This window comes from Streptomyces sp. NPDC051214 (assembly GCF_040682375.1).
Lineage (GTDB): Bacteria > Actinomycetota > Actinomycetes > Streptomycetales > Streptomycetaceae > Streptomyces.
Map to the genome: position 1 here is coordinate 15,859 of NZ_JBFBAT010000011.1, position 13,166 is coordinate 29,024.

At 71.5% G+C, this 13,166-nt stretch carries 11 protein-coding genes; 8 read left to right on the forward strand and 3 right to left on the reverse strand.

The genetic code is table 11. The annotated features are described in order from the left end of the window. Positions 1-28: 28 nt before the first annotated feature. Genes AB0M70_RS27645 through AB0M70_RS27660 form a run of 4 tightly spaced genes read left to right on the forward strand, consistent with a single transcriptional unit; the run spans position 29 to position 3,636 of the window. Positions 29-931: an ABC transporter ATP-binding protein gene (locus tag AB0M70_RS27645; RefSeq protein WP_365823847.1), complete on the forward strand. Its 903-nt coding sequence runs from the start codon at positions 29-31 to the stop codon at positions 929-931. Continuing rightward, positions 928-1,722 carry an ABC transporter permease gene (locus AB0M70_RS27650; RefSeq protein ID WP_365823849.1) on the forward strand — a complete coding sequence of 265 codons (795 nt, stop codon included), beginning with the start codon at positions 928-930 and terminating at the stop codon, positions 1,720-1,722. Before AB0M70_RS27645 ends, AB0M70_RS27650 begins: the two co-directional genes overlap by 4 nt. 26 nt (positions 1,723-1,748) lie before the next feature. Further along, positions 1,749-3,014 (forward strand): sensor histidine kinase, encoded by a 1,266-nt coding sequence (locus tag AB0M70_RS27655; protein WP_365823851.1) that lies wholly within the window; start codon positions 1,749-1,751, stop codon positions 3,012-3,014. Then, positions 3,007-3,636 carry a response regulator transcription factor gene (locus AB0M70_RS27660; RefSeq protein ID WP_365823853.1) on the forward strand — a complete coding sequence of 210 codons (630 nt, stop codon included), beginning with the start codon at positions 3,007-3,009 and terminating at the stop codon, positions 3,634-3,636. The genes AB0M70_RS27655 and AB0M70_RS27660 overlap by 8 nt, the downstream gene beginning before the upstream one ends. 9 nt (positions 3,637-3,645) lie before the next feature. Here AB0M70_RS27660 and AB0M70_RS27665 read toward each other — a convergent pair whose 3' ends face one another. The 3 genes from AB0M70_RS27665 to glgX all read right to left on the reverse strand — a co-directional run bounded on the left by AB0M70_RS27665 (position 3,646) and on the right by glgX (position 8,460). After that, entirely contained in the window at positions 3,646-5,016 is a 1,371-nt protein-coding gene (locus tag AB0M70_RS27665) for a carbohydrate-binding protein (RefSeq protein ID WP_365823855.1), read from the reverse strand. A gap of 73 nt (positions 5,017-5,089) precedes the next feature. Further along, on the reverse strand, positions 5,090-6,055 hold the full coding sequence (locus AB0M70_RS27670) for a LysR family transcriptional regulator (protein WP_365823857.1): 966 nt from the start codon (positions 6,053-6,055) through the stop codon (positions 5,090-5,092). Positions 6,056-6,123: 68 nt separating this feature from the next. Next, the gene (glgX, locus tag AB0M70_RS27675) at positions 6,124-8,460 is read right to left on the reverse strand and encodes a glycogen debranching protein GlgX (RefSeq protein WP_365823859.1); all 2,337 of its coding nucleotides are present in this window, start codon (positions 8,458-8,460) and stop codon (positions 6,124-6,126) included. A 221-nt stretch (positions 8,461-8,681) separates the two neighbouring features. Between glgX and AB0M70_RS27680 the strand changes: the two genes are divergently transcribed. The 4 genes from AB0M70_RS27680 to AB0M70_RS27695 all read left to right on the forward strand — a co-directional run bounded on the left by AB0M70_RS27680 (position 8,682) and on the right by AB0M70_RS27695 (position 12,896). After that, positions 8,682-9,881 carry an Ig-like domain-containing protein gene (locus tag AB0M70_RS27680; RefSeq protein WP_365824258.1) on the forward strand — a complete coding sequence of 400 codons (1,200 nt, stop codon included), beginning with the start codon at positions 8,682-8,684 and terminating at the stop codon, positions 9,879-9,881. A 157-nt stretch (positions 9,882-10,038) separates the two neighbouring features. Then, positions 10,039-11,283 carry an Ig-like domain-containing protein gene (locus AB0M70_RS27685; RefSeq protein ID WP_365823861.1) on the forward strand — a complete coding sequence of 415 codons (1,245 nt, stop codon included), beginning with the start codon at positions 10,039-10,041 and terminating at the stop codon, positions 11,281-11,283. Positions 11,284-11,325: 42 nt separating this feature from the next. Beyond that, the gene (locus AB0M70_RS27690; RefSeq protein ID WP_365823863.1) at positions 11,326-12,096 is read left to right on the forward strand and encodes an enoyl-CoA hydratase-related protein; all 771 of its coding nucleotides are present in this window, start codon (positions 11,326-11,328) and stop codon (positions 12,094-12,096) included. Between the two features lie 296 nt (positions 12,097-12,392). Continuing rightward, positions 12,393-12,896, forward strand: a complete 504-nt coding sequence (locus tag AB0M70_RS27695) for an ATP-binding protein (protein WP_365823865.1) — start codon at positions 12,393-12,395, stop codon at positions 12,894-12,896. Positions 12,897-13,166 lie beyond the last annotated feature (270 nt).

The window sequence follows — 13,166 nt, forward strand, 5'->3', positions numbered from 1 at the left end:
CGCCCCGCCCACCGGCGAGGCTCGACCCATGCCCATCATCGAAGTGCACGACCTGCGCAAGGCCTACGGCGGACGCCCCGTCGTCGACGGCGTCTCCTTCGCCGTCGAGGAGGGCGAGATCTTCGGCGTCCTCGGACCCAACGGCGCCGGCAAGACCACCACCGTGGAATGCGTCGAGGGGCTGCGCGTACCCGACACCGGAACCGTCCGCGTCGCCGGACTCGACCCTGTCGCCGACCACGACCGCGTCACGCAGATCCTCGGCGCCCAGCTCCAGGAGAGCGAGCTGCAGGCGAAGCTCACCGTGCGCGAGGCGCTCGAACTGTACGCGGCGTTCTACCCGGACCCCGCCGACTGGCGCCCCCTCGCCGAACGCCTGCGCCTGACCGACAAGCTGGACAGCCGCTTCGGCAAGCTCTCCGGCGGCCAGAAGCAGCGCCTGTTCATCGCGCTCGCCCTGATCGGGAACCCGAGGGTCGTCGTGCTCGACGAGCTGACCACCGGCCTCGATCCGCGTGCCCGCCGCGACACCTGGCAGCTCATCGAGGAGGTGCGCGACAGCGGTGTCACCGTCCTGCTCGTCACCCACTTCATGGAGGAGGCCCAGCGCCTCTGCGACCGCATCGCGGTCATCGACCAGGGGCGGATCGCCGCGCTCGACAGCCCCGCGGGCCTCATCAGCCGGGCCGCGGGGTCCACCGTCATGTCCTTCACGCCGTCCGCGCCGCTCGACGAGCGGGAGCTCGCCGCGCTGCCCCAGGTGGTCTCCGTCGGCCAGCGCGACGGCCGCTACACCCTCAACGGCACCGACGCGACCGTCGACGCCGCCATCACGCTGCTCGCCAGGCACCACATCACCGCCCACCAACTCCGGGTCGCCGACGCCACATTGGATGACGCGTTCCTCGACCTCACGGGAGCATCGGCATGAGCACCGCCGTCACCGCACCCCGGGCCCCCGCGAACCGGGGCACGGACAAGAACAGGGCTTCGGCCGCCGTGCTCAAGGCCGAGTTCAGGATCTTCCGCCGCGAGCCCGGCTCCCTCTTCTGGATCATGGCCTTCCCCACGGTCCTCCTGCTGATCCTCGGCTCGATCCCCTCCTTCCGGGAAGCGACGGACTCCCTCGGCGGGCTCCGGACGATCGACGTGTACGTCCCCGTGACGGTGCTGCTCTCGCTGATCATGGCGGGCCTGCAGGCCATGCCGCCGCTCCTCACCGGCTACCGCGAACGCGGCATCCTGCGCCGCATGTCGGCGACGCCGGTCCGCCCTTCCGCCGTGCTCGGCGCGCAGATGGGCATCCACGGTGCCGCCGCGCTCGTCTCGGCCCTGCTCTCCCTGGCCGTGGGCCGCCTGGCCTTCGACGTGGCCCTGCCGGGCCAGGCCTTCGGTTACGTGGTCGCGCTGCTCCTCGCCGTCCTGTGCGGGCTCGCGCTCGGCGCCATGGTCTCCGCGATCTCCCGTACGACGAAGGCGGCGACCGCGATCGGCTCCGCCGTCTTCTTCCCGATGATGTTCAGCGCGGGCGTCTGGCTGCCGGTGCAGGCCATGCCGGACGCGCTCGCCCGCATCGTGGAGATCACCCCGCTCGGCGCCGCATCCCAGGCGCTCGGCGAGGCCGCCGCTGGCGACTGGCCCGGCTGGGTCCACCTGGGCGTCCTCGCGCTGTGGACGGTGGCCCTGACGGCCGGTGCCTCACGCTGGTTCCGGTGGGAGTGAGGGGAGTTGTCGAGGACACTGGGGCGGTGAGCACGAGCACGGCGGACGCCACGCGGAGGATCGAGCAGCGGTGGGGCTTGTTCCACCGCTGGGGCCCCTATGCCCTGTTGGGCTTCGGCGTGGTCATGTCCCTCTGCACGAGCGGCGTCGTCGGCATGACGCGCGGCGACTGGTACACGGCCGGGGCCCTGGTCGGCGCCGGCCTCGCGCTCCAGCTCGGATGGGGCGCGCTGGCCGCCGCCCGCCCCGGCCCCTCACCCGCGGGCATCGGCTACTACGCCCTGCGCTGGGCGATCGCCTTCGTCCTCACCTGGATCAACCCGTTCTTCGCGTTCTACGCCGTCGTCGCGTACTTCGACTCCGAGCGGCTGCTCCCCGCGCGCCTGGTCAAGCCCGGCCTGTTCCTCACCGCCGTCACCATGTCGGGCTCCCAGTCCGGTGGCCTCCCGCCGGACGGCGAGCTCGGCTGGGGCGTCTTCGGCGGGCTGCTCGCGGTGAACGTCGCGCTGCTCGCCGTCTTCGCCCACTTCGCGACGCAGGAGGACCAGCGGGCCCGCGACGCGGCCGCCACCATCGACGAACTGGAACACACCAACAACGCTCTCCAGCAGGCCATGGACGAGAACGCCGCCCTGCACGCCCAACTCCTGGTCCAGGCGCGGGAAGCAGGCGTCGCGGACGAGCGGCGCAGGCTCGCCGCGGAGATCCACGACACCATCGCGCAGGGACTGACCGGCATCATCGCCCAGCTCCAGGTCGTCGCGACCGCGTCCGACGAGGCCCTGGCCCGCGAACACCTGGACCGTGCGGCGCAGTTGGCCCGGCACAGCCTCGGCGAGGCCCGCCGCTCCGTCCACAACCTCTCCCCGACGGCCCTGGAGCACGACGTGCTCCCCGAGGCGCTGAAGAAGACGGTCGTGGAGTGGTCCGAACGTACCGGCGTCCGGGCCGAGCTCACGGTCACCGGCACCGCGGAGCCGTTGCACGAGGAGATCGAGGCGACGCTCCTGCGGATCGTCCAGGAGGCCCTGTCCAACGCATCCCGGCACGCGGCGGCCACCCGCCTTGGCGTCACCCTCTCGTACATGGACGACGAAGTCGCCCTGGACGTACGGGACGACGGCCGCGGCTTCGACCCGCTCGCCCTGGTCCAGCGCACCGGTTCCGGCGGCTTCGGCCTCGACGGCATGCGGGTGCGCGCCGAAAGGGTCGCGGGCTCGTTCACCGTCGAATCGGAGCCGGGGCACGGGACCGCGCTGTCGGCTCGCGTACCGTTGGTCCGCCATGGCTGACCCGATCACTCTGCTCATCGTCGACGACCATCCCGTCGTACGGGACGGTCTGCGCGGCATGTTCCGCTCGGACCCCTGCTTCGAGGTGCTCGGCGAGGCCGCCGACGGTGTCGAGGCCGTCGCCCTGGCGGAGCGCCTGGACCCGGACGTCGTCCTGATGGACCTGCGCATGCCCGGCGGCAACGGCGTCGACGCGATCACCGAGCTCCAGCGGCGCGGTTCCCGCGCGCGGGTCCTGGTCCTCACCACGTACGACACGGACTCGGACACCCTGCCCGCGATCGAGGCGGGCGCGACGGGCTACCTCCTCAAGGACGCGCCCCGCGACGACCTGTTCACCGCGGTCCGCGCGGCGGCGCAGGGCCGCACCGTCCTGTCGCCCGCGGTCGCCTCCCGGCTCGTCTCCCGCGTGCGTGCCCCCGGCAACGAAGCGCTGAGCACCCGGGAACGGGAGGTGCTCGCGCTCGTCGCCAAGGGCACGTCGAACCGTGCGATCGCCGCGGAACTCTTCATCAGTGAGGCCACGGTCAAGACGCATCTCACGCACATCTACGGCAAGTTGGGCGTCAACGACCGGGCCGCGGCCGTCGCGACGGCGTACGGCCGCGGCATTCTGAGCTGACCCCGCAGGTCAGGCCCGCTGCCAGAGCGCCGGAGTGTTCGGCGGCTCCCAGCCGGTCTGCGCCTGGTGGCCCTGGAGGCAGCGGTAGGTCGCACCGCCGTACGTGACGGTGTCACCGGCCGCGTAGACCTTGCCCGCGGCCCACGTGCCGCCGGGCTCGGGGTCACCGGGGCCGGGGCCCGGGTCGCCGCCGCCCGTGGTCTTCAGCGTCAGGCCGAACTGCTGGAGCAGCGGGTTGATCGGCTGATGGAAGGTGGTGCCGCCGCTGCGGCAGTCTCCCGAGCCGCCCGAGGTGACGCCCTGCGCCTGGCTGCCGGATATGTAGGAGCCGCCGGAGTCGCCGGGCTCCGCGCAGACCGTCGTGCGCGTCACGCCGCTGATGGTGCCCTCGGGGTAGGTGACGCTGGTGTTGTGCTGCTGGATCGTGCCGCAGTGCCACCCCGTAGTGGAGCCGGAACGGCAGATCGACGCACCCACCGGGGACTGCGTGGAGCCCCCGACGCCGACCCGTTGCCCGCCCTGGCCCTTCACGTACGGGGTGGCGGTCCACTGGGAGTTGGTGGCGACCCAGGCCATGTCCCTGCCGGGGAAGACGGACGCCTGGAACGTGCCCTGCGCCACCTGGTTGTAGCCGCTGGTCGCGGTGCCGGCCCGCCCGCAGTGACCCGCCGTGGCGAAGCCCTGCTGCGTGCCCTTGGTGATCGGGAAGCCGATGGAACACCGGCCGCCCATGTAGTACGCCTCCCCGCCCACGAGGTCGTACAGCGGACGCGGCCGTTCCTTGGCCTTCTCGACGCGCACGAGGGAGGAGTCGACCCCCGCGGCGGCGACGAGGGACCTCGCGGCGGGGGCGTGCACGGCACGCACCACGACCGCGTTGGACCGTACGTCGACGTACCAGACGGGAGCGTCGCGCGTGGCCGCCTTTTTGGCGGCCCGGTCCAACTTGGCCTTGGCGGCGTCCAGTTGGCCGACGGAGTGCGGCACGACCTCGGCCCGTGCGCCGCGGGCCTCGATCGCGGGGACGTCGGAGGCGTCGGTGGTGGCCACGGTGAGCCGCGCCGAGGTCGCTCCGTGCACCCAGGCGCCCGCGAAGTCACGGCCGAGCGCGGCCCGCAGGGCTCCCGCGACGGCGCCGGCCTCGGCCTCGTTGACCAGACGGGCCTCGGCCTGCGCCGACGTGAGGCCGAGATCCCGCCGCATGGCCTGCAGGACCTCGGGCGATGTCCTGTCGACGGCGGCGGTCTCGGCGGGGGAGGGCGAAGAGGACGTGCCGGGATCGGCCTGGGCGTGCGCGGTGCCGGGCAGTCCGGCCAGGACCAGGGCACCGGCGGCGGCGAGCGCCGCGGCCGCGGCACGTCTGCGATGGATGGGGAGCACGGGGGATCTCCTCGGTGTCGAGGGCGAGCGGATCGCCCACACCGTAGAAGCCTCAACTGCCCGCCAATAGCTGTCAGCTGACCCCTGGCCCCGACGTTATGGAAGGCGCCGCCAGCCAGGCCGTGTAGCTCTCGCTGCGGGCCGTCGCCTCCGCGTGGGCCGCGCGGGTGTGGGCGTACACGGTGGGGGCCGTGGCGTCGGCGCCGGTCGCCGGGTGCCAGCCCAGGAGGTGGCGCCAGTACAGCGGCGATCCCGAGAGGGGCCGGGTCACCACGCCCGGCGTCGGCGGGAACGTCGCGCGGCAGAGCCCCACCGCCCGCCCGACCTGGACCAGGTGGACGCAGGACGCCACGTCCGTCTCGTACACGGAGGACGGCGTGAAACCCGCGCGGGCGCACGCCGCCGTGAAGCAGTCCGCGAAGCAGCCGTCGCCCGGCACGTCCGTCCACGCCTCGTCGGCGAGCAGCGCCAGGTCGATCTCCCGGCGGCCGGCCAGCGGGTGGTCCGTGGGCAGCATGACGAAGACCGGGTCACGGGCCACCTCCCGCCACACCAGGAGCTCGCTCCGGGGCGGCGCGCTCGCCCCGCACGCTCCCACCAGTGCGAAGTCGAGGCGCCCGTCGGCCGTACGGGAGGCGATCTCCCGCTCCGACCAGGAGATGTGGGTCGTCACCGGCACCCCCGGGTGCGCGGCGGCGAGCCGGTCCACCAGGGCGCCCAGCAACGGCCCGTGCGTCGCGCCGAGCCGGAACCCCGTGCCGCCGTCCCAGGCCGTGGCGAACCGCAGCGCCTCCTCCCGCAGTCCGCTCACCGCGGGCAGCACCACTCGGGCGCGGGCCAGCACGAACTCCCCGAGCGCGGTGGCCCGCACCCCGTGCCGCCCCCGCTCGAAGAGCTCCCCTCCCAAGGCGCGCTCGATCCGCTTCAGCTGCGCGCTCAGGGCGGGCTGCGCCAGCCCCAGCACGGTGGCGGCCTTGGTGAGGCTGCCCGCGTCGGCGATCGCCCGGATCGTCTTCAGGTGCCGCAACTCCAGGTCCATGCGCCGAGCTTGACCGGTGCGCCTGACCGCGGCAATGGGCAGGTACGGACCAATGCCCTCGCCCGACGTCAGCCGCCCGCACTCGCCTCCGCGGCCCCCTCCCGCACCCGCAGCAACAGCACCGACCGCCCGGCCACCGTGACCGCCGTGTCGGCGTGCAGGAGGGTGCCGGGCGCCGCCCCCTGCTCCTCCAGGGACGTGTCCACCACCACCTCGTACGCCTGTGCCCACGGCGCCCCCGGCAGCACGAAACTCCCGGCACGGTCCGCCGCGTGCAGGATCGCGAGGAAGCTGTCGTCGACGACCGGCTCGCCCCGGGAGTCGCGCCCCGGGATGTCCCGGCCGGACAGATACATGCCGAGCGTCGCGGTCGGCGCGTACCAGTCGCCCTCCGTCATCTCCGTCCCGCGCGCCGTGAACCACGCCAAATCGCGCAGCCCGTCCGCCGAATGCGCACGCCCGGAGAAGAAGGCGCGCCGCCGCAGCACGGGATGCCGGTGCCGCAGGGAGATCAACCGGGACGTCAGGTCGAAGAGCGCCGCCCACCCCGGCTCGTCGAGGAGCCCCCAGTCCACCCAGCTGACCTCGTTGTCCTGGCAGTACGCGTTGTTGCTGCCCCCCTGCGTACGCCCCATCTCGTCCCCGGCGACGAGCATCGGCACCCCCGTGGAGAGCAGCAGCGTCGTCAGGAGATTGCGCAGCTGGCGCCGCCGCAGCTCCGCCACCCGCTCGTCCGCGCTCTCGCCCTCGGCGCCGCAGTTCCAGGACCGGTTGTCGTCCGACCCGTCCCTGTTCCCCTCCCCGTTCGCCTCGTTGTGTTTGCGTTCGTACGACACCAGGTCCCGCAGCGTGAACCCGTCGTGCGCCGTCACGAAGTTCACCGACGCGTACGGACGGCGCCCGCCCCACGCGTACAGATCGCTCGACCCGGAGAGCCGGTAGCCCAGATCCCGTACATCGGGCAGCGCACCCCGCCAGAAGTCCCGCACCGCACCCCGGTAGCGGTCGTTCCACTCCGTCCACAGCGGAGGGAAGGCCCCCACCTGATAGCCGCCGGAACCCACGTCCCACGGCTCGGCGATCAGCTTCACCCGCCGGAGCACCGGGTCCTGCGCGATCACCGCGAGGAAGGGCGACAGCATGTCGACGTCGTGGAACGAGCGCGCGAGGGCCGCCGCGAGATCGAAGCGGAAACCGTCCACCCCCATCTCGGTCACCCAGTAGCGCAAGGAGTCCGTGATCAGGCGAAGGACGTGCGGCTGCACCACCTGGAGCGTGTTCCCGCAGCCCGTGTAGTCGGCGTAACGACGCGCGTCGCTCGACTGCAGCCGGTAGTAGCCGCGGTTGTCGATGCCCTTGAGCGAGAACATCGGGCCCAGCTCGCCCGCCTCCGCCGTGTGGTTGTAGACCACGTCAAGGATCACCTCGATCCCGGCCTCGTGCAGCGCCCGCACCATCCGCCGGAACTCCCCGACCTGCTCACCCCTGGTCCCCGACGCCGCGTACGCCGCGTGCGGGGCGAAGTAGCCGATCGAGTTGTAGCCCCAGTAGTTGCGCAGGCCCCGCTGCAGGAGATGGTCCTCATGGGCGAACTGGTGGACGGGCAGCAGCTCCACCGCCGTCACGCCGAGCCGCACCAGATGGTCGATCGCCGCCGGATGCGCGAGCCCCGCGTACGTCCCCCGCAGTTCCTCCGGAATCCCCGGGTGCAGCTTGGTGAAGCCCCGTACGTGGACCTCGTAGATGACCGAGTCCGCCCACGGCGTCTTCGGGCGCCGGTCGTCCGCCCACTCGTCGTCCGGCGCGTCGTCGTGCACCACCACGCCCTTGGGGACGTACGGCGCCGAGTCCCGGTCGTCCCGCACGGTGTCGGCCACGTGCTGCTGCGGCCAGTCCCGCACATGCCCGTACACCTCGGGCGGCAGCCCGTGCGTCGCGAAGTCGCCGTCCACCGCGCGCGCGTACGGGTCCAGGAGCAGCTTCGCCGGGTTCCAGCGCGCGCCCGTCCACGGGTCCCAGCGGCCGTGCACGCGGTAGCCGTAGCGCCGGCCCGGCCGGACGCCCGGCACGAAGCCGTGCCATATCTCGTGCGTCAATTCGGTCAGCGGCGCGCGGGTCTCGACGCCCCGGTCGTCGAAGAGGCAGAGCTCGACGGCTTCGGCGCCCCCCGCCCACAGCGCGAAGTTGGTCCCCGCGACACCGTCGGGCCCCACTCTGAACCGCGCCCCGAGCGGCGTCGGCGCCCCCGGCCACACGGGCACCGCGGGCACGACCGAGGCGGCCCGTGGCGCGGCGCGCGACTGCGTGGGCGCCCCGTTCACGACAACGGCCTCCCCGTTCACGGCGGCCGCGCCGGTCCCGCGCCGCCCACCCCGGAGTGCTTCCTGTTCGGCTGCGCTGGACACCCGTTCGCCTCCTGCGGCTCGACCCCTGCCGCGTCCCGGCGGCGGTGGCGTACCCGACCGGACGGCACGTGCGGACCCGCGGATCCGTGCCGTCCTCCCCACTGTTCTGCCCAGCGTGTGCGTCGCACTCACGTTTCCCCAGGAGGGGGACGGTCGTTGGGACGGACGTGAGACAGGTAGCGAGGCGCGCTCGGCGCGCAGGGGCCGCGCTGGCCGCCGTGGTGACATGGGCAGGACTGCTGGCCGGGGCCGCGGGATGCAGCGGCGACGGCGACGGCATCGACAGGCTGATGGGCAAGCCACGGTCGCCCGCCGACGCGATCCGGGTGACGCCCGACGACGGCAGCAAGGGGGTCAAGGGAGACGAGAGGCTCCAGGTCGAGGTCCCCGACGGGCGCCTCGAATCGGTGAAGGTCGTCCGGGTGCAGGACGCGCGGGAGCAGCCCGTGCCCGGCCGCATCGACGAGGACGGCATGACCTGGCGGCCGCTGGACGAGAGCGGCCTCGCGCTCGCCGCGAAGTACTCGGTGGACGCCGTCGCCCTCGACGGCCACGGCCGCCGCTCGGCCCGGCACACGACGTTCACGACCGCCGTTCCCGACGAGCGCTTCATCGCCTACGTCTCGCCGGAGGACCGTTCCACCGTCGGCACTGGCATGATCGTCTCCCTGGAGTTCAACGAGGAGATCGAGAACCTGGAGGCCGTCCAGCGCGCCATCAGCGTCACCGCGAAGCCCGCCGTGGACGTACGGCCGCACTGGTTCGGCAAGACTCGCGTGGACTTCCGCCCCGAGAAGTACTGGAAGCCCGGCACGAAGGTCACCGTCGGCCTGCGCCTGCGTGACGTCGAGGCCGCCCCCGGCGTCTACGGCCTCCAGGACAAGAGCTTCTCGTTCACGGTCGGCCGCAGCCAGACCTCCCTGGTCGACGCCGCCGAGCACACCATGGAGGTACGCCGCGACGGCGAGCTCCTCTCCACCGTCCCGATCACCGCGGGCGCCCCCAAGACCACGACGTACAACGGGAAAATGGTGGTCACGGAGATGCTGGAGGTGACGCGGATGAACAGCCGCACCGTCGGCTTCGGCGGCGAGTACAACATCCCCGACGTCCCGCACGCGATCCGTCTGACGACGTCCGGCACCTTCCTGCACGGCAACTACTGGGCGCCGGACGCCCCCGGCAACACGAATGTCAGCCACGGCTGCGTCGGCCTGCGCGACGTGAAGGGCGGCAGCTCACGGACCCCGGCGGGGTGGTTCTTCGACCGCACCCTGATCGGTGATGTGGTGGAAGTCGTCAACAGCGATGACAAGAAAGTCGCTCCTGACAACGGCCTCGGTGGCTGGAACATGGAGTGGAAGGACTGGACGGCGCAGCCCGGACCGGAGCCGAAGGCCGGGCCCACGGACCGGCGCTGAGGCAGGACCCGCACCCCATGCGCAGTTGGGACTGAACAGTGACATTGGCGGGGAGTCATCGGTCAGGGCCGTGTGGTTATCTAGCGCAGGCGCGTGTCTGTGCGCGCTGAGGCACTGGGGTGCGGGCCTGACCAGGCCGTGCGAGGGGAGACACATCTTGAACGGGCGACCGATATCGGGGACGTCGGTTGGTGCGCGGGGGCGTGCACGACGACGGGGGACCAAGGGCCTCTTTGCGGTGGCATCGGGTGTGACGCTGCTGTTGGTCACGGCGTGCGGCGGGGGCGGCGGCTCGGACGCGGGCGGCGACGGCAAGGACAAGGCGGCGGACAGGAACGCTCCGTCGACGGCGGTGGTGACCATAGCCCCGAAGGACGGCGCCGAATCGGTGGCCACCAGCGGGGCACTGAAGATAGCCGCCGACAAGGGCAAGCTCTCGCAGGTCAAGGTCGAGGACAGCAAGGGCAATCCGGTCCCGGGCAAGATCACCTCGGGCGGCGCCACCTGGACCCCGGCGCATCACCTGGCCGCCTCCACGAAGTACAAGGTCCACGCGATAGCCAAGGACTCCGAGGGACGTGAATCGGCCAAGGACACGTCGTTTACGACGCTGACGCCGAAGAACACCTTCATCGGCCAGTTCACGCCGGAGGACGGCTCGAAGGTCGGCGTGGGAATGCCGTTCTCCGTCCACTTCAACCGGGGCATCACCGAGCCCGAGGACGTCGAGAAGGCCATCCAGATCAAGACCGAGCCGGCCGTGGACGTCGAGCCCCACTGGTTCGGCAACGACCGCATCGACTTCCGCCCCGAGAAGTACTGGAAGGCGGGGACGAAGGTCACCGTCAACCTCAACCTCGACGGTGTCGAGGGCCGGCCCGGGGTCTACGGCGAGCAGGCCAAGACCCTGAAGTTCACCATCGGCCGCAGCCAGGTCTCCACCGTCGACGCCAAGTCGCACCAGATGAAGGTCGTCCGGGACGGCAAGCAGATCAAGAAGATCCCGATCACCGCGGGCGCCCCCGGCACGACGACGTACAACGGCCAGATGGTCATCAGCGAGAAGCTCGCGGTCACGCGTATGAACGGCGAGACGGTCGGCTTCGGCGGCGAGTACGACATCAAGGACGTCCCGCACGCGATGCGCCTGTCCACCTCGGGCACGTTCATCCACGGCAACTACTGGTCGGGCGGCGCCTTCGGCAACACCAACGCCAGCCACGGCTGCATCGGCCTGAGCGACGTGCGCGGCGGCTACAGCAAGAAGACGCCCGCCGGATGGTTCTTCGCCAACTCCCTCATCGGGGACGTCGTGGTCGTGAAGAACTCCGCGGACAAGACCATCCAGCCCGAGAACGGCTACAACGGCTGGAACATGTCCTGGGAGAAGTGGAAGGCCTGACCGGTCGCCACTCCCGTGCGGGGCACGGCTAACGTGCCCCGCATGACATCTGTGCATCTCGAAGTCGCCGAAGGCGTCGGCACGATCCGCCTCGACCGCCCCCCGATGAACGCGCTCGACATCGCCCTGCAGGACCGGCTCAAGGAGCTGGCCGAAGAGGCGACCCGGCGCGACGACGTACGCGCCGTGATCATCTACGGCGGCGAGAAGGTGTTCGCGGCGGGCGCGGACATCAAGGAGATGCAGGCCATGGACCACACGGCGATGGTCGTGCGGTCCAAGGCGCTGCAGGACTCCTTCACCGCGGTCGCCCGCATCCCCAAGCCCGTCGTCGCCGCCGTCACCGGCTACGCGCTCGGCGGCGGCTGCGAGCTGGCCCTCTGCGCCGACTTCCGCATCGCCGCCGACAACGCCAAGCTCGGCCAGCCGGAGATCCTGCTCGGCCTGATCCCCGGCGCGGGCGGCACCCAGCGGCTGTCCCGCCTGGTCGGCCCGTCCAAGGCCAAGGACCTCATCTTCACCGGCCGCATGGTCAAGGCCGACGAGGCGCTCACCATGGGTCTGGTGGACCGGGTCGTGCCCGCCGCCGAGGTGTACGAGCAGGCACACCAGTGGGCCGCACGGCTCGCGCAGGGGCCCGCGCTCGCGCTGCGTGCCGCCAAGGAGGCCGTGGACGCGGGTCTGGAGACGGACATCGACACCGGGCTCGCGATTGAACGCACCTGGTTCGCCGGACTGTTCGCCACCGAGGACCGTGAGCGTGGCATGCGCAGCTTCGTCGAGGAGGGTCCCGGCAAGGCGAAGTTCCTCTGAACTTCCTCTGTGATCCTCTGAATTTCCGCCTGGACGCGATCAGTTGAGGCCGCGTCAGCCAAAGTGTCCCCCGAAGGAGCGGATTATGCGCGGCTTAAGAGAACCTTAAGCCTGGGTGCTCCGAGGCCGTAAGTGATCATACGTAAGCAGGTAGTCACCGCAGGTCAGTGGGGGTGTCGTAGGGCTCTGACTGCCAGTGGCATATGCCTACCCAGCCCCCCGGAATGGATGGTTCCGGGGGGCTTATTCCGTCGGAACGGCCCCGGAACGCGCTGTGTGCGGCCATGATGGGGGGCATGGCGGGGCTGGAGGGTATCGAACAGCCGCGGCGACACGGGAGTGCGACCGCGGCGCGCTGGTCGCCGGCGGTCGAGGACGAACACGCGCTCAAGGCGCTCGAGTTGTTCGGCAATCCGACGGACGCGGAGGTTCCGCTGCCGTCGCGCCCGGAGTCCGCCGCCATCGCGCGCCGGCTCGCCCAGGTCGTGGTGCTCCGGCACTGGGGACTCTCCCCGAAGCTCACCGAGGACGCGGTGCTCCTCACCTCCGAGCTCGTCGGCAACGCCGTGCGGCACACCGGCGCCCGCGTCTTCGGGCTGCGGATGATGCGGCGGCGCGGCTGGATCCGGGTCGAGGTGCGTGACCCCTCGCGCGGACTGCCCTGCCTGATGCCCGTCCAGGAAATGGACCTCAGTGGCCGCGGCCTCTTCCTGGTCGACAAGCTCTCCGACCGCTGGGGCGTGGATCTGCTGCCGCGCGGCAAGACGACGTGGTTCGAGATGCGGGTCGCCGACCGCTGAGGCGTCCGCCCCTGTCGCTGATACGCGGAAGCCCCCGGTCGCCGGTTGTGGCGTTGCGGGGGCTACGCGGGGCGCCGCGGACAAAGGGGTGTGGTCCACGGACGCCGATGACGACCTGAGCCCGGGTCAATGGGGGTCGTGCTCCCGACTATGGCAGACGGGGGCCGACGATCCAAAAGCTCCATTCCGGGCAAAGAGTGGGAAATCCGGACACTTCAAAGGTGAATCCTTGGTGAGCTGGGACACCTGCCTGGTAAACGCTGGTTAAGT

What these genes read in the sequence shown, in the direction of transcription:
- AB0M70_RS27645 (WP_365823847.1), top strand. Translation starts at nt 29, where the DNA reads ATGCCCATCATCGAAGTGCACGACCTGCGCAAGGCCTACGGCGGACGC.
- AB0M70_RS27650 (WP_365823849.1), top strand. Translation starts at nt 928, where the DNA reads ATGAGCACCGCCGTCACCGCACCCCGGGCCCCCGCGAACCGGGGCACG.
- AB0M70_RS27660 (WP_365823853.1), top strand. Translation starts at nt 3,007, where the DNA reads ATGGCTGACCCGATCACTCTGCTCATCGTCGACGACCATCCCGTCGTA.
- AB0M70_RS27670 (WP_365823857.1), bottom strand. Translation starts at nt 6,055, where the DNA reads ATGGACCTGGAGTTGCGGCACCTGAAGACGATCCGGGCGATCGCCGAC.
- AB0M70_RS27690 (WP_365823863.1), top strand. Translation starts at nt 11,326, where the DNA reads ATGACATCTGTGCATCTCGAAGTCGCCGAAGGCGTCGGCACGATCCGC.
- AB0M70_RS27695 (WP_365823865.1), top strand. Translation starts at nt 12,393, where the DNA reads ATGGCGGGGCTGGAGGGTATCGAACAGCCGCGGCGACACGGGAGTGCG.